Annotated in this window: 13 protein-coding genes; 7 read left to right on the forward strand and 6 right to left on the reverse strand. The window is 39.1% G+C overall.

The window, feature by feature from the left end; genetic code table 11:
- The first annotated feature begins 247 nt into the window (after nucleotides 1-247).
- Together MKL38_RS16495 and MKL38_RS16500 are read left to right on the forward strand one after the other, a co-directional pair.
- Nucleotides 248-1,606 (forward strand): aromatic acid/H+ symport family MFS transporter, encoded by a 1,359-nt coding sequence (locus MKL38_RS16495; protein WP_270903814.1) that lies wholly within the window; start codon nucleotides 248-250, stop codon nucleotides 1,604-1,606.
- Between the two features lie 45 nt (nucleotides 1,607-1,651).
- The gene (locus MKL38_RS16500; protein ID WP_270903815.1) at nucleotides 1,652-2,908 is read left to right on the forward strand and encodes an OprD family outer membrane porin; all 1,257 of its coding nucleotides are present in this window, start codon (nucleotides 1,652-1,654) and stop codon (nucleotides 2,906-2,908) included.
- Between the two features lie 102 nt (nucleotides 2,909-3,010).
- On the opposite strand, the gene MKL38_RS16505 is transcribed toward MKL38_RS16500, so the two are convergent.
- Entirely contained in the window at nucleotides 3,011-4,117 is a 1,107-nt protein-coding gene (locus tag MKL38_RS16505) for a beta-ketoacyl-ACP synthase III (RefSeq protein WP_270903816.1), read from the reverse strand.
- Between the two features lie 94 nt (nucleotides 4,118-4,211).
- Nucleotides 4,212-8,069 (reverse strand): ATP-dependent RNA helicase HrpA, encoded by a 3,858-nt coding sequence (gene hrpA / locus MKL38_RS16510; protein WP_270903817.1) that lies wholly within the window; start codon nucleotides 8,067-8,069, stop codon nucleotides 4,212-4,214.
- A gap of 352 nt (nucleotides 8,070-8,421) precedes the next feature.
- Between hrpA and ahpC the strand changes: the two genes are divergently transcribed.
- Together ahpC and MKL38_RS16520 are read left to right on the forward strand one after the other, a co-directional pair.
- Nucleotides 8,422-8,985 carry an alkyl hydroperoxide reductase subunit C gene (gene ahpC / locus MKL38_RS16515; protein WP_003652649.1) on the forward strand — a complete coding sequence of 188 codons (564 nt, stop codon included), beginning with the start codon at nucleotides 8,422-8,424 and terminating at the stop codon, nucleotides 8,983-8,985.
- A 252-nt stretch (nucleotides 8,986-9,237) separates the two neighbouring features.
- Complete coding sequence (locus MKL38_RS16520; RefSeq protein ID WP_003652651.1) at nucleotides 9,238-9,447, forward strand: KTSC domain-containing protein; 210 nt, start codon at nucleotides 9,238-9,240, stop codon at nucleotides 9,445-9,447.
- 51 nt (nucleotides 9,448-9,498) lie between these two features.
- Here the strand turns inward: MKL38_RS16520 and MKL38_RS16525 are convergent, their stop codons facing one another.
- On the reverse strand, nucleotides 9,499-10,692 hold the full coding sequence (locus MKL38_RS16525; protein WP_270903818.1) for an alkane 1-monooxygenase: 1,194 nt from the start codon (nucleotides 10,690-10,692) through the stop codon (nucleotides 9,499-9,501).
- Nucleotides 10,693-10,812: 120 nt separating this feature from the next.
- Between MKL38_RS16525 and MKL38_RS16530 the strand changes: the two genes are divergently transcribed.
- Nucleotides 10,813-11,862, forward strand: a complete 1,050-nt coding sequence (locus MKL38_RS16530; RefSeq protein WP_270903819.1) for a helix-turn-helix domain-containing protein — start codon at nucleotides 10,813-10,815, stop codon at nucleotides 11,860-11,862.
- Here MKL38_RS16530 and MKL38_RS16535 read toward each other — a convergent pair.
- Both MKL38_RS16535 and MKL38_RS16540 read right to left on the reverse strand, forming a co-directional pair.
- Entirely contained in the window at nucleotides 11,839-12,426 is a 588-nt protein-coding gene (locus tag MKL38_RS16535) for an O-methyltransferase (protein ID WP_270903820.1), read from the reverse strand. The genes MKL38_RS16530 and MKL38_RS16535 overlap by 24 nt on opposite strands.
- 45 nt (nucleotides 12,427-12,471) lie before the next feature.
- A complete protein-coding gene (locus tag MKL38_RS16540) occupies nucleotides 12,472-12,690 on the reverse strand; it encodes a DUF1653 domain-containing protein (RefSeq protein ID WP_003652655.1) in 219 nt (72 codons plus the stop codon).
- Between the two features lie 268 nt (nucleotides 12,691-12,958).
- Between MKL38_RS16540 and ahpF the strand changes: the two genes are divergently transcribed.
- The gene (ahpF, locus tag MKL38_RS16545; RefSeq protein WP_270903821.1) at nucleotides 12,959-14,524 is read left to right on the forward strand and encodes an alkyl hydroperoxide reductase subunit F; all 1,566 of its coding nucleotides are present in this window, start codon (nucleotides 12,959-12,961) and stop codon (nucleotides 14,522-14,524) included.
- Between the two features lie 174 nt (nucleotides 14,525-14,698).
- A complete protein-coding gene (locus MKL38_RS16550) occupies nucleotides 14,699-15,043 on the forward strand; it encodes a hypothetical protein (protein ID WP_270903822.1) in 345 nt (114 codons plus the stop codon).
- Between the two features lie 59 nt (nucleotides 15,044-15,102).
- On the opposite strand, the gene MKL38_RS16555 is transcribed toward MKL38_RS16550, so the two are convergent.
- Nucleotides 15,103-15,714: a glutathione binding-like protein gene (locus tag MKL38_RS16555; RefSeq protein ID WP_004642025.1), complete on the reverse strand. Its 612-nt coding sequence runs from the start codon at nucleotides 15,712-15,714 to the stop codon at nucleotides 15,103-15,105.
- Nucleotides 15,715-15,797 lie beyond the last annotated feature (83 nt).

Genomic DNA, 15,797 nt, shown 5'->3' on the forward strand with positions numbered 1-15,797 from the left:
AATCAAGAATAAAACACCAATAAAAACATTGAAATTCTCACCATATAATATTTACTATCATTTAATACAGATAATAAAACCCAATTCAACAATCAAAATAAATTAATATTTTTCAAACAATTAAACCAATAAAAACACAATACCTTAAAGACATAAAGATATATCAATTAGGTTTTTGACTCTAACTCAATAACAAAATAGCTTATTAAAAAATAACGCGATACTTCACAAATTGGAGGTGAAGAAAATGGATACGAGCAAGGTTAATATTAATGAGCTAATTGATAAGGCCAGTTTTACTTCTTTTCATTGGAAAGTTTTAATCTGGTGCTTACTTATTATTATTTTTGATGGATATGATTTAGTCATTTATGGAGTAGCACTCCCTTTATTAATGCAACAATGGTCATTAACTGCGGTAGAAGCAGGTTTGCTTGCAAGCGCGGCTCTATTTGGCATGATGTTTGGCGCCATGATTTTCGGCACACTTTCGGACAAGCTCGGGCGTAAAAAAACCATCCTGATTTGTGTGACTTTATTTAGTGGATTTACCTTTATCGGTGCTTTTGCCAAAGGACCAACTGAATTTGCAATTTTGCGCTTTATTGCTGGCCTTGGTATTGGTGGCGTTATGCCAAACGTGGTCGCACTCATGACCGAATATGCGCCTAAAAAAATTCGTAGTACATTGGTCGCAATCATGTTTAGTGGTTACGCAATTGGTGGCATGACATCTGCCCTACTCGGTGCATGGCTCGTTAAGGATATGGGCTGGCAAATCATGTTTTTACTTGCAGGTATTCCACTGCTATTACTCCCACTGATCTGGAAGTTTTTACCAGAGTCTCTCGCATTTTTAGTGAAATCTAATCAGAGTGAACAGGCAAAAAGTATTGTCAGCAAAATTGCGCCTCAAACTCAGGTAAATGCCAATACACAACTGGTGTTAAACGAAAGCACAACAACTGAAGCACCTGTCCGTGCGCTTTTCCAACAAGGCCGTACCTTCAGCACATTTATGTTCTGGATTGCTTTCTTTATGTGCTTACTCATGGTGTATGCCTTAGGAAGCTGGTTACCTAAACTTATGCTGCAAGCGGGCTATTCGCTAGGTGCAAGCATGTTGTTCCTGTTCGCACTTAACATCGGTGGCATGGTCGGTGCTATTGGTGGCGGTGCTTTAGCAGACAGATTCCATTTAAAACCTGTTATTACCATCATGTTTATTGTTGGGTCAGCAGCTTTAATTTTACTTGGCATCAATAGTCCACAATTTATTTTATATAGCCTGATTGCTATTGCTGGTGCTGCCACAATTGGTTCGCAAATCTTACTCTACACCTTCGTTGCACAGTTCTATCCGACAGCACTTCGTTCAACTGGCATGGGCTGGGCATCTGGAATTGGCCGTATCGGTGCGATTATCGGTCCAGTTTTAACTGGAGCCCTACTCACATTTGAGCTTCCTCACCAAATGAATTTCTTAGCAATTGCGATTCCGGGTGTGATTGCTGCACTTGCAATATTTATGGTCAATCTTAAAGCCTCTGTTGCTGCACAGACTCCATCAACTTTTACCCCTCAAAACACGCTTACCCAGCAGTAAACATACATGCGCCTAGGACTGGCGCATATATCACGGAAATGGATTATGGAATTATTACATCGCTTTAAGCCACATGCTTTAACCTTTGCAACCTTAGTATTGATGTGTGGCAATTCATTCGCTGCAAATCCAAATCAGCAGGCTGAAGATGAATGGAAATTCACTTTAAAAAACGCCTATATCAACCGTAATTTTGACAATGATGCCTTAAAAGACACTGGCAGTTGGTCTCAGGCAGCGTCATTATTTTATAAATCGAAAATGCATGACACTCCACTGCAAATTGCAGACAAACCGATTACGATTGGTGCCGATGCTTCTGTTCAATACGCCGTTCGCTTAAGTTCAGATAAACATGTTGCGGACACTGTTTTGCCTTTTAATAAAGAAACTCAGTCACAAGCATCTGACTTTTTAAAATACGGGGCGACATTAAAATTAGGTTATGACAAAACGCTTTTGAGTGTGGGTGAGCTTTGGCTAGACCTGCCTGTAACCGCTGTCGATGCCAGCCGACAATTGCTCGCTTCTTATTGGGGAACCAATTTAAAGTCGCAACTTTCGGATCAACTTTATGCCGAAATTGGTCGAGTTGAAAAAGTCTCGCCACGAAATGAAGAAGATTTTAAAAAGTTTTCTTTTACGGCAAATGGAATTACTAAAGAATCTGATGGCTTAAACTACGTTGATCTACGTTATCAATTTACGCCGTCACTCAAGGGTGAGTACTACTTTGGTAATTTAGAAGACCTCTACAACAAACACTATGTTGGACTTGAACATAATTGGAAACAACCTAATTTTGCTCTTACGTCTAAGTTTAAATACTTCAATGCAAAAGATGATGGCAATACTTTTGATATTGCTGCGCAAAACATTGGGTTGTTAGAAACGCTCAAAGTAAAAAACCATACCTTTGGTTTGGGCTACCAACAAATTATGGGTGAGTCAGCTTACCCGCTACCCGATGGTTTTTTACCAGAGACCTATTTCATTAACTGGAATACCACTGGCTTCTTTAAAGAAGACGAGAAGTCTTACCATGTCATGTACGGCTATGACTTTAAAGATTACGTGCCGGGCTTAAACGCGATGGTGAAATATGTGTATGGCCATGACTTTAAAGCAGCCAATGGCGAGAAAAACCACGAAACTGAGTCGAACGTGATTTTAAACTATGCGTTTCAGCAGCCATTCTTAAAAGGCGTCGCCCTGCAATACATTCGCATTGATTACAACGTAAAACATGGCAATGATTTTGGTGAAGACCGATTGTTTGTAAACTACACCAAAAAGTTTTAATAACTTTTGATTCAATCTAAGCGAGCTATTTTGGTTCGCTTTTTTATATTATTTCACTCATAAAAAAACGCCCTTACGAGCGTTTTTAATTAATCTAGCAACTTAAGCAACGTGCTTTTGTACAACAATCGAACCGACTGAATAGCCTGCGCCGAAAGATGAAATCACACCATACTCACCATCATTCACTTCGTGGCCTGTACGATGTAAAGCAATAATCACACCTGCTGAAGAGGTATTGGCAAATTCATCTAAAATAATTGGTGCACGGCTTAAATCTGCCTCTTTACCAGCCACATATTTCAAGATTAGTTCATTCATATTGGCATTGGCTTGGTGTAACCAGAAACGCTTAATATCATTTGCAGTTAACTGCATTTTTTCCAACTGCGCATTAATGATTTTTGCTACCAATGGACAAACATCTTTAAATACTTTGCGGCCATCTTGACGGAATAATTTGTCGTCAGCCACTGCATCTTCGCTACGGTTTAAGAAACCGAAGTTATTACGAATGTTGTTTGAAAATTGAGTAAATAAATGAATATCTAAGATTTCAAAACCAGTTTTAGTCGTAGTCTCTTCAATAATAGAAGCAGTTGCAACATCACCAAAAATGAAGTGGCAATCACGGTTACGATAATCTAGGTGACCAGAGGTAATCTCAACATTCACCAATAAAACACGGCGAGCACCTGAACGAATTGCATCTGCCGCTTGTTTCAAACCAAAAGTAGCAGCTGAACATGCAACATTCATGTCATATGCATAACCTTGAATACCTAGCGCCGACTGGATTTCAATCGCGACTGCCGGATAAGCACGCTGCATGTTTGAACATGCCAAAATCACAACATCGATATCTTCAGCAGTTACGCCTGCATTTTCCATTGCCTGTTTCGCAGCAATAACGCCCCACTCTGCTTGAAGTGAAAGTTCATCATTTGAACGTTCAGACAAACGAGGACGTAAACGAGTCGGATCGAGAATTCCTGATTTTTCGATTACGTAACGGCTTTTAATACCAGAAGCTTTTTCAATAAATTCAGCACTTGAACCACGTAACTCTTCAAGTTCACCAGATGCAATTTTCTCTGCATTGTCTTGGTTATATTGTTCCACATAAGCATTTAAACTGACGGCCAGTTCTTCATTAGAAATGGTTTCTGTTGGATGAAATAGCCCAGTACCTGTAATACGAATGCCCATGTAAAACTCCTAAAAAAATGAAAAGGGTCTGTTAATCTTTCATTTATAAATTGCGTTGTTCGCTAAAAACAACATAAACAGACCCATATCTATTTTAACTGATTCCCAAACGATCCCATAACTTTTGCAGTCGAGTTGGTGAAATAGGCATCTTGGTTTTCATCGGTTGAGAAAATAAAGAAATGCGAAACTCTTCCAACATCAAATACAATTCTTTGACTTTAGGATCATTTTTTAATTTAAACACCTTGTCCATCCATGGATCGACATCGTCAATTGCTGCATGATCTCGCTGTAGATTATTGGGCAATCGGTCTAAACGCAATAGCAGCGCTTTCAAATAACGCGGGTATTCCTGCCAAAGATCGACAGGCTGGCAATAAACAAAATTACTCAGTGACATTAAATCTAACTGATCTTCAATATCATCAATACTTCGCCCAAATATCTCTGGATCAAGCACCAAAAGCTGACGGCGAATTTGCTGCCATTGAATATAAATCTCGCTCAATTGCTCAAGAGCTTGCTGACCATAACTCAAAAATTGCTTTTTGACCTGTTCTAGCAGTTTATTAAATTCATCTGCATTAATTGGCAGAGTCGTAATTGCCATTTGCAAGGTTGCATAAACCAACATCTGCTCAAGTTTAGCTTTATCACCCAAAGGTGAGTAAGCTAAAGCAAGCGGTTTTGAAATCTGCTTTTTCAATTGACGAACCAAGTCACCAAGTTGCATGTGTACCAGACGGATAATACCTTCACGATGGTGTTTAATGGCTTCAGCCTGATCATTAAAGGTTTGTATGACAATACCAGAATCATCTTTAGCATCAGTTTCAGCAAAAGCTTTGGTCGGCACTAAAGCCTGATATTGTTTCACAACAACACCTGTGACCTTGTGTGAAGCCTCAAAAGTAAAGTTGTCAGGGAAGTTTTTAAACTCACCTTTTTGCTGTTTTACTGGACGATGCGTTTCCACACGACAACGTGCTTTTAGCTCTGGCAGATCACGACCTTTCGCAATCAACTTACCTTTTTCATCAATGACTTTAATGAATGGCACCAAATATGGATCAATGCGTTCAAACGAGAAATCTTTGTCTGTAATTTGCTCGCCACGTAAGGCAAAAGCTAAATAACTAAAAATATGTTCACGTAAATGTACTGCATCAATACCCTGCATGAGCTTACGAGCTGTATCAGGAATAGGCACCACATTACGACGCTTGTCTTTAGGTAACGCTTTGAGTAAAGCCTCAATTAAGTCTTGGCGCCAACCAGGAATTCCCCATGACCAAATATTTTCATCAACCTGAGGTAGTGCCTGAACAGGAATCTGAACAGTTGCACCATCTTCGTCATGGCTTGGGTCAAAATGATATGTTGTGGCTAAACGTAGTTGCCCATTATGCAGATGATCTGGAAATTGCTGCGTAGTTGGTCGATCATTGAGCCAAAGTGCATCATCCTCAACAAATAAATAACGCGGATTATTTGCTTCTACCGTCGCTCGCCAGTCTTCAAAACTACGACGGCTTGCAATTTCTTCGGGAATTTTAGAGGCATAGAACTGATAAATTGTTTCTTCATCAACCACCAAATCACGGCGACGCAATTTATCTTCAACTCGCTCTACTTCTTCAAGTTTAAGTAAGTTGTGTTTTAAAAATGGTGGAACCGTACCCAAATTACCTGTAGTTAATGCATCACGTAAGAAAATCTCATGAGCAGCAGGTTGATCAACTTTCTCAAAATTAATTAAACGTTTTGGTTCAATAATTAAACCAAATAAGGAAATTTGCGCATACGCATTTACGATCCCCGCTTTCTTAGACCAATGCGGTTCAAAATAGTGATATTTCAACAAGTCACGTGCAGCGAGCAAAATCCATTCAGGATCAATTTTGGCCAAAGTACGTAAATATACCTGCGACGTTTCGACCATCTCAAAAGCCATCACCCACGAGGTATTGGTTTTGTGCAGAGTACTTGCCGGAAAAACTTTTGCCTTTTGCTGACGCACTGCCATAAAGGTATTGCGTTCATCTGTTTTATTGGCAATGAAAGAAAGTAACCCTGTCAGCAATGCACGATGCAAGTTTTCATAATTTGCATCTTTTTCATTAAAGCTGAGTTTTAAACCTTCTGCTAATTCAACTAATTGCTGATGCGTTTGTTTCCACTCACGTAAACGCAACCAACTTAAAAAATTCTCCTTAGCAAACTGACGTCGTTTATTTTCAGACATACTTGCTTCACCTTTAGGATTTAAAGTATCCCAAAGTTTCAAATAAAACAGAAAATCTGAATCTGCTTCTTTGAACAATGCATGCTTTTGGTCAGCCTGCATTTGTTTGTCTGCTGGGCGTTCACGCGGATCTTGAACCGCTAAAGCACTCACCACAATCAAGATTTCTTTGAGTACACCAAAATGTGCACCACCAATAATCATACGTGCTAAACGTGGGTCAATCGGCATACGTGCCATCATTTGCCCGACTTTGGTTAGCTCATTTTTCTTCTCATTCATTGCCCCTAACTCAATCAAGAGCTTTCGACCATCATTCACAAGGCGGAAATCTGGCGGTTCAATAAAATCGAAGTTTTCTAACTCACCTAAACCCAAACTTTGCATTTGCAAAATAACGGAAGCTAAATTAGTTCGTTTAATTTCTGGTTCGGTAAATTCTGGACGGCTTAAAAAGTCTTCTTCGCTGTATAAACGAATACAGACACCGGCAGCAATACGACCGCAACGCCCTTTACGCTGATTGGCAGCAGCTTGGGAAATGGCTTCAATCGGTAAGCGTTGTACACGTGATCGATAGTTATAACGAGAAATACGGGCAAAACCGCTATCAATCACATAGCGAATATTTGGAACAGTAAGCGCAGTTTCGGCTACGTTGGTCGCAATAATAATACGACGGCCTTTACCACCTGGACTGAAAATCTTTTGTTGTTCAGAAACAGCTAAGCGCGCATACAACGGTAAAATTTCGGTATGTCTTGGCCCGTACTTTTGCAAGGTTTCCTGTAATTCACGAATTTCTTGCTCTGTGCTTGAGAAAATCAGAATATCGGCATGTTCTGGGTGACCTTTTGCTTCGGCATCGGCAAAACATTCTTCAACCGCTTGTACCACTGCACGTGGTAGATTTTCTTCAAAATCATCAAACTCATCGTCGTCACTTCCGCCAATATTCATCTCTGAAATTGGACGATAAAGCACTTCAACTGGATAACTACGCCCTTCCACTTCAAAAATTGGCGCATCATTAAAGTAGTTACTAAAACGATTTACATCTAAAGTTGCCGAAGTCACGATGACTTTAAGGTCTGGGCGTTTTGGCAGTAATTGCTTTAAATAACCCATAATAAAGTCGATATTGAGTGAGCGTTCATGCGCCTCATCAATAATGATCGTGTCATATTTAGACAAGAAGCGATCATTGCCTAACTCGGCAAGTAAAATACCGTCGGTCATTAACCGGACAATCGAATCTTGCGAACCTTGTTCATTAAATCGGATTTTAAAACCAATCGACTCGCCAAGCTTTTCGCCGACTTCTTCTGCAATACGCTGCGACACACTACGTGCTGCTAAACGGCGTGGCTGTGTATGACCAATCATACCTGTTAAGCCACGACCTGCTAACATTGCAATTTGGGGAAGCTGAGTGGTTTTACCGGAACCTGTTTCACCTGCCACAATAATGACCTGATGCTTTTGAATTGCATCAATTAGGCGGTCAGCATATTGAGAAACTGGTAGTTCCTGATTTAGTTTAATTTCAGGTAAACGTGCAAAGCGCTGTCTTACTTTGGCATTAGATTGTTCAAATAATTTTTCAATCTCTGCTGTATTGGCTTTTTTATCTTTACGTAAACGATTTAAACGGTGACGATCTCTTGCCATCACCCACTGATCTATATTTAAACCATTCTGCACAAACAAACTTTCCTGAAAATACAACAATCCGCTATTTTACGCTTTAATGTGCATAAGGTAAAACAATTGGTTTTTGATATATTTTTAATTTTTTTACATTTTACCCTTGAATTCTCACTAACGAGACTTCATGTTGTTAGGCAAGTTTCTTTTACTATAACTGTCATTTGATTTACATGTTTTTGCAGTCAAATCGAGTACAGTGTTTGGGGACTTAAAAATCGCAAATTTATCACTTATTCAATTTTCCGATTTTAGTCATGTAAAAATACTATTTCCCCAATAAAGAATTTTTATTTATTCTACATCTCGTAAACAAGTTTAAATATAAACCTCAATCATGGAGACAATGATGAGCTTGATTAATACTGAAGTTAAACCATTCCAAGCAACTGCTTACCACAACGGCCAATTTGTTGAAGTTAACGAAACTAACCTTAAAGGTAAGTGGTCTGTTGTATTCTTCTATCCAGCTGACTTCACTTTCGTTTGTCCAACTGAACTTGGTGACTTAGCAGACAACTACGCTGAATTCCAAAAACTTGGTGTTGAAATTTATGCTGTATCTACTGATACACACTTCACGCACAAAGCTTGGCACGACACTTCTGAAGAAATCAAAAAAATTCAATATCCATTAGTTGGTGACCCAACTTGGACTCTTTCTAAAAACTTCGACGTTCTTATCGAATCTGAAGGCTTAGCTGACCGCGGTACTTTCGTTATCGATCCAGAAGGTAAAATCCAAATCGTTGAACTTAACGCTGGTGGTATCGGCCGTGATGCGTCTGAACTTCTTCGTAAAGTAAAAGCTGCTCAATACGTTCACGCTCACCCAGGTGAAGTTTGCCCAGCTAAATGGAAAGAAGGCGAAGCAACTCTTGCTCCATCTATCGACTTAGTTGGTAAAATCTAATTTTTTAGATTAGACCAATACGTCTGAAACCACCCTTTTTAGGGTGGTTTTTTTATTGTTTATTTTTATAAATCTAAGCCCTACTCCACACCAAAATTTTATAGCTAATTTTTTACAATTCTTATACTTATAAATTTATAGCAATATTCATTTATGAATTGTCAGCCTGCTTAACTTAGAGTACTGTCAAATGATGAAACAAAAGAGTTTTATATATGTATTAAAAGATCAAACAAAAGTAGGAGTAGTTATATGGAAAAATCTGTTGTTGTAACCTCTTGGAAATACGATGTTTCTTCACGCTATTTAAAAATTTTCTATAGCAATGGCTCAGGTGAGCTCTATCATCCCGTTCCAGAGTTTATCTACAATAATTTGCTACGTACAAATGATAAAACTGCATTTGTTCACAAATATCTTGAGTTTGATCTGCATTTTAAAAGGCTCTGTATTTCTGCTTAATCATAAAAAATCAGCCCGCTTGGGCTGATCTGTTTTATATCTTTCAACTATTTAAGCCGCGTCATTTTGTTCAATATATTTTTCTAGCATTTTTTCCTTCACATCAACATGCATATTGATTTTACTGAGGTCGCCCTTATAGTGATCGACAACGCGATCATCCATAATTTTTGACCACCAAGATGGAATAAATGCAGGCAAAATCATTGCACCATAGCCTGCTGGTAATTGCGGCGCATCTTCAAAGTGACGTAAGGTCTGAAAGCTGCGGGTTGGATTGGCATGATGATCTGAATGGCGTTGTAATTGATACAAGAACAAATTGGTCACCACATTATTATTGTTCCAGCTATGCTCTGGTAAAGTACGTTCATATTGGCCATTTTCTTTCTTTGCACGCTTTAAACCATAATGTTCAATATAATTCACCGATTCAAACAAAGTTACTGCATAAGCGGCTTGAGTGACTTGAAATGGAATCGAACGCGCACCAAATTTCATCAACATGGCTGTATGGTACACAGCAGACATCGCCCAGCCATGAATTAGCTCATTTTCCTTACAGAAGAAAGGCAATTTCTTACGTTCTAAACGATTCTTTTCAATTTCGATTGCCGATTTAAAGCTACCAATTACGGTACGTGGTAAAAACTTCCAGAAGGTTTCACCAAATTGCGAAGATGCTGGATCTTCAGGTGTCGCAACGCGACGGTGGTGTCCATAAGGGTGTTCAATTCGGAAATGGTTATAACCCGAGGGCACTAACGCTAAATGCGATAAATAATGTTCAAGCTGTCCATTCTTGTGGCTAAGTTCATGTGCCGTATTAATAGCAATCCCATTGACCATTCCCACCAAAGTTCCCAGTAAAACCTGATCAGCAAGAGGTGTATTTTTACGACTGGCTAAATATGCCCCATAGATATTGGTCGCGTATTGCAGAGGAATAAAAAGTTTAACAATACGAGCGTAATACGGATCAGCTTCTAAATCGGCGATTGCATCTAATGGCGGATTTTCGTTGTCTTCACCAATCAATTTATCCAATGCAGGAATAACACCATGAATAAATAATGGCCCAAATGAAGCGAAGAACTTTTTAGTTTTTTTAGGACCAAATTGATAGCCCGCCAGGCCACCCATTGCAATTGTCGGTACAGCCAAACCCAATAGCCATAAATGACGTTTTTTATCCTTAAATGTTGTTGTCGCTTGCTCGACATCCAATTGAGTATGCGTATTCATTAGAGACTCCAATCAAACACAAAATGTTTTTCTTGAATTGATTGTGCTCGTTCATAGCCCCTCTATATTATCATTTTAAGACTTGCTATTATCATTTTAAGACTTTACTGAGTTTTTCTTGTGCAGAAGCAACAGATCCCTGTTATTCCATCACGTTATTATTTACGGCTGATTGAAATTTTAATCAACACGCATCAATACGATAATGATTTGTTGGTGGCATTGCAGCAAGAACTGGCAAAAACAGAATTATTATCGATTCAACAAATTGAACAATTTATTGAGATGGGTTTAAGTCTGCCCAATACCCAAGACTTGGCCTTTGAACTGGGTAAAAATATAAAACTCAGCTCACATAGTCTAGTGGGCTATGCGCTAATGACCAGTCCTAATTTGGAACATGCACTGAGGCTGATTGCCCAATATTTTAGACTGATTATGCCGAGTTTTAAGCTCAGTATTGGATTTCCGACCAATCAGCAAAAGGTTGAACTATTATTCGAACCGATTTTGCAGATGAATAAGCAATGTTTGGCCTTTCATATTGAAGCGATCGCCGTGGCGTTTTACTACAGCCTGTTAGAGTTAGCAGGTCAGCAATTGCAACGCTACCAAGTGTATTTGAGTGTTCCAGAGCCGAGCTATCAAGAACGTTACGTATCCTTAGTGAAAGCCAATTTCCACTTTAACTATACGTGGCTTTCAGGTATACGCGTGGTAATTGATCAGCAACAATTGGCACTGCCCTTGCCTTTAGCTGACGCACATAGTTTAAAAATAGTTGAGCAACGCTGTCAGGAACAAATCCAAAAGATCTATCATCAAGGTGAAATTGTTGAATGGGTCAGCATGATGTTGCGGCAAGCCAATCAAGTCCCAACCCTAATGGAATGTGCAAAAGTATTAAACATTTCTACCAAAACCCTACAACGCTATTTGCAGCAACAAGGTGTTGAATTTCATGCTTTAAAGCAACAGATCAGCACTGAGCGCGCCATTGATTTATTAGAGAATTCCGCCTTTACCATTACCCATATTGCCTATGAGCTGGGGTATTCCAATCCTGCCAATTTCACCCGTGCATTTAATAAAGTACAGGGCTGTAGTCCGCAAGCTTATCGGCAAGAATATCTAAAGAAAGTGAACTTACTTCAGAACCACCATACATAAACCAGCGCCTACCGGCAAAATACTGCTCATAAAGTTTTGATCATTTTTAATCAGTTCCAGAAATGATTTTACTTCAGCCGCATGTGAAATGACGTTATCAATAATGAGTACGCCACCTTTTGGCTTGATCAAACGTTTTAAATCTGGCCAATAATTCTCGTAAGCATGACGCTCGGCATCTAACAAAATAAAATCAAACGTTTCCTGCGCTTCTTTTAAATAATCAGTTGCATCCCCTACCCAAAATTGAACGATTTCACTAAGCTCTAACTCAGCAACATGGCGTTTCGCCTCAGCACTTCGCTTTGCATCAATTTCAACTGTAGTCACCTGCCCACCAGTTGCCTGAGCGGCTTCAGCTAACCATAAAGTTGAGTAACCCGTTGAAGTACCAATTTCTAAAATAGCCTTGGCTTGCTGCATGCGAATAAATTGCGACAGTAGTTTTGCAGACTCAGCCTCAATATTGCGATAACGCAGCAAGCGATCTGCCTGCTGGGCATCATGCCGTTTAAAGGTGTCATATAAATCTGCAACTCTTTGTAAGAAAAAAGTATTTGGCATCTATTCACCCTTTAAACTCGTTATTTTATATGACAGCCGTTTGAGTTAAGTGCTTTGAATTAACTTAAACCGCGGTACGATACTTCCATCAGCCACTTGAACCGTTTCAGTAAACATATCTAGTGGACGCACCCAAGTTGAATAGTCACCATAAAGACACTGATAAACGACTAGCTCCTCTTCAGTCTCACTGTGTTTTGCCACAGAAAAAACTTGATAGAGATTACCTTTATAATGCTGATAAATGCCGCGTTGCAATGACATGAAAGTACCTTTTAATGTTATGACATAAAATCTTTACAGCCATATAACATATATAAATTTTTAAATACTTTCACTTTAAAAGATAAAAAAAAGTAATAAAGGACACTTAAAGACAAATTACCGCTTTAAATTATTGATATTGTTTATGAGTATCATAATACATTCAAAAAACCGATCAAATCTATAAAAACATACTGTTTTACCTATTTTGTGTTTTAACGTACTATGCATCTATTGAAAGAATTTGGATGCATTGGAGTAAAAACAGATGTTAGATCAAAACATTAAAACTCAATTAAAAGCTTACCTAGAACGTTTAGAAAGTCCAATCGAATTAGTTGCTGCTTTAGATGAATCAGATAAAGCTGCTCAAATTAAAGAGCTAGTTAGCGAAATTGCTGAACTTTCTGACAAGGTCACTGCCCGTTTTGATGGCAACAATACACGTCGTCCAAGCTTTGGTGTGTCTAAAGCAGGTGAACAACCACGTGTGTTCTTTGCCGGCTTACCAATGGGACATGAGTTTACATCTTTGATCTTGGCACTGTTACAGGTGTCTGGCTATGCTCCTAAAGTTTCTGATGAAGTGCTTAACCAGATTAAAGGTTTAAACCTCAAAGCTGACTTTGATGTGTTTGTATCGCTAAGCTGTCATAACTGTCCGGACGTGGTACAGGCGCTTAACCTGATTGCAATTTATAACCCGAACACAACTGCAACCATGATCGATGGTTCATTCTTCCAAGACGAAGTTGAACAACGCAAAATCATGGCGGTTCCAATGGTCTTCCAAGACAATGAACACATTGGTCAGGGTCGTATGACACTTGAAGAAATCGTAGCAAAACTCGACACCAACTCTGCTGAAAAAGATGCAGCGGCGCTTAATGCCAAAGATGCGTTTGATGTGTTAGTGATTGGTGGTGGTCCTGCGGGTGCAACTGCTGCGATCTATGCAGCACGTAAAGGCATTAACACAGGTATCGTGGCTGAACGTTTTGGTGGTCAGGTCATGGACACCATGGACATTGAAAACTTCACTTCTGTTCAAAAAACTCAAGGTCCTAAATTTGCTGCCGAAATGGAAGCACATGTTCGTGAATACGATGTTGATATCATGAACCTGCAACGTGTAAGCAAAATCGTTGGTGCAGATCAAACTGCAAATGGTCTGGTTGAAGTTGAACTTGAAAATGGTGCAAAACTTGAATCTAAAACAGTAATCCTTTCAACAGGTGCACGTTGGAGAGAGATGAATGTACCGGGTGAAGCTGAATACCGTACCCGTGGTGTCGCGTACTGCCCACACTGTGATGGTCCATTGTTCAAAGGAAAACGTGTTGCCGTGATTGGTGGCGGTAACTCAGGTGTTGAAGCTGCAATTGACCTTGCAGGGATTGTTGAGCATGTCACTTTGGTTGAGTTCGACACTAAACTTCGTGCAGACCAAGTCTTGCAAAACAAATTACATAGCTTGCCAAACACGACAGTGATCATGAATGCTTTAAGCACAGAAGTGTTAGGCGATGGATCACAAGTGACAGGTCTTAAATATAAAGACCGTGCCACTGATGAAGAGCATGTAGTTGAGCTTGCAGGAATCTTTGTACAGATTGGTTTATTGCCAAACACTGACTTCTTAAAAGACAGTGAGCTTGAGTTAACCAATCGTGGCGAGATCATTGTAAATGACCGCAACGAAACCAATGTGAAAGGTGTATTTGCTGCGGGTGACTGTACAACTGTGCCTTACAAGCAAATCATTATTGCCACGGGTGAAGGCGCTAAAGCATCACTCTCTGCGTTTGATTACATCATCCGTTCGGGGCAATAAAAATAGGTCAAACCATTATTATTTAATTCAAGCCTAGCATTACAAAATGCTAGGCTTTTTTAATATTAGAGTTACAACTCTTTAACAATTTTCGATCTTTATTAATCAGTTAGTTTATGTTTATATTTTAGACATCCATAATTTTGGATGCCATAAATTAGAAGGAAAAACACAATGAATAAATTACTTGTTGCTTTAGGTCTTGCTGCGACCGTTGCTCTTGTTGGATGTAATAAAGATAAAGCTCCAGAAACAGGTGCGACAACGGGTGAACACTTAGAAAATGCAGCTCAACAAGCAAGTGCAGATATCAAATCTGCTGGTGACAAGGCTGCAGACGATATTGCAACTGCAACTGATAATGCTGCTGATAAAATCGACGCTGCAACTGACCATGCTGCTGATGCTACCGCTGAAGCTGCTGCAAAAACTGAAGCGACTGCTCGTAAGGCAACTGCTGATACAGCTCAAGCTGTTGAAAATACCGCTGCTGAAGTAAAAAAAGATGCTCAAAACTAATTGTCTTTAACAAAAAAAGCCCCTATTGATTAGGGGCTTTTTTTGGCTTTTAAAATCTTTTATGAAATTAAGCCTTCATCACGCATCGCAATTTGTACAGATTGACGCTCTGCAACTTTATTACGTAGTGCAATAATGTGTTTATATGGTGTTAAATCATGCTCAATTGAGTTTGACCAGTTTGTTAAAACAAATAGATAAGCATCTGCTGGGCCAAAATTATCATTTACCAAATAATCATAATCAGATTCAGCCAAATAATTATCGATATATTTTAAAAGACGATCAATTTCTGCATAAGCTTTGGTTTTTTCATCATTTGTTAACGGTGCGCCAAAGAAAACTGCATAAGCATCATGTAATTCAGAGTTTAAGTACCCCAACCACTCCAATACTTTCGCACGACCCATACCAGATGGCGGAATTAAATCCTGCTTAGGGTCATGCTGAGCAAGAAATGGTAAAATCGCAACGTTTTCAGTTAACATTAAACCCGGGTTAATTTCTAAAGCTGGTACATATCCTTTTGGATTAATCTCGTAATAATCTGCGCCTTTTTCTGTTTTATGAGTTTTTAAATTTACCCGTTCTAAGTCAAAATCAACATTAATTTCATTTAAAATAATATGTGCAGCTAAAGAACATGCGCCTGGCGAATAATATAATTTCATATCTGATCCTTGTTATCTCATATTAACGTTTTAAATTGCTTCTAGAAAACCTGCAAGGTTTGCACAATTCTTTAATTGTAAAA

The organism is Acinetobacter sp. AOR14_HL, from assembly GCF_027855175.1.
GTDB classification, from domain to species: Bacteria; Pseudomonadota; Gammaproteobacteria; order Pseudomonadales; family Moraxellaceae; genus Acinetobacter; species Acinetobacter calcoaceticus.

Coding starts and splice junctions, on each gene's coding strand:
- MKL38_RS16505 (WP_270903816.1), bottom strand. CDS start 4,117: ATGGGCATTCGTATTACAGGTACTGGGCTATTTCATCCAACAGAAACC.
- MKL38_RS16495 (WP_270903814.1), top strand. CDS start 248: ATGGATACGAGCAAGGTTAATATTAATGAGCTAATTGATAAGGCCAGT.
- MKL38_RS16555 (WP_004642025.1), bottom strand. CDS start 15,714: ATGAAATTATATTATTCGCCAGGCGCATGTTCTTTAGCTGCACATATT.
- MKL38_RS16535 (WP_270903820.1), bottom strand. CDS start 12,426: ATGCCAAATACTTTTTTCTTACAAAGAGTTGCAGATTTATATGACACC.
- ahpC (WP_003652649.1), top strand. CDS start 8,422: ATGAGCTTGATTAATACTGAAGTTAAACCATTCCAAGCAACTGCTTAC.
- MKL38_RS16500 (WP_270903815.1), top strand. CDS start 1,652: ATGGAATTATTACATCGCTTTAAGCCACATGCTTTAACCTTTGCAACC.
- MKL38_RS16550 (WP_270903822.1), top strand. CDS start 14,699: ATGAATAAATTACTTGTTGCTTTAGGTCTTGCTGCGACCGTTGCTCTT.
- ahpF (WP_270903821.1), top strand. CDS start 12,959: ATGTTAGATCAAAACATTAAAACTCAATTAAAAGCTTACCTAGAACGT.
- MKL38_RS16525 (WP_270903818.1), bottom strand. CDS start 10,692: ATGAATACGCATACTCAATTGGATGTCGAGCAAGCGACAACAACATTT.
- MKL38_RS16540 (WP_003652655.1), bottom strand. CDS start 12,690: ATGTCATTGCAACGCGGCATTTATCAGCATTATAAAGGTAATCTCTAT.
- MKL38_RS16520 (WP_003652651.1), top strand. CDS start 9,238: ATGGAAAAATCTGTTGTTGTAACCTCTTGGAAATACGATGTTTCTTCA.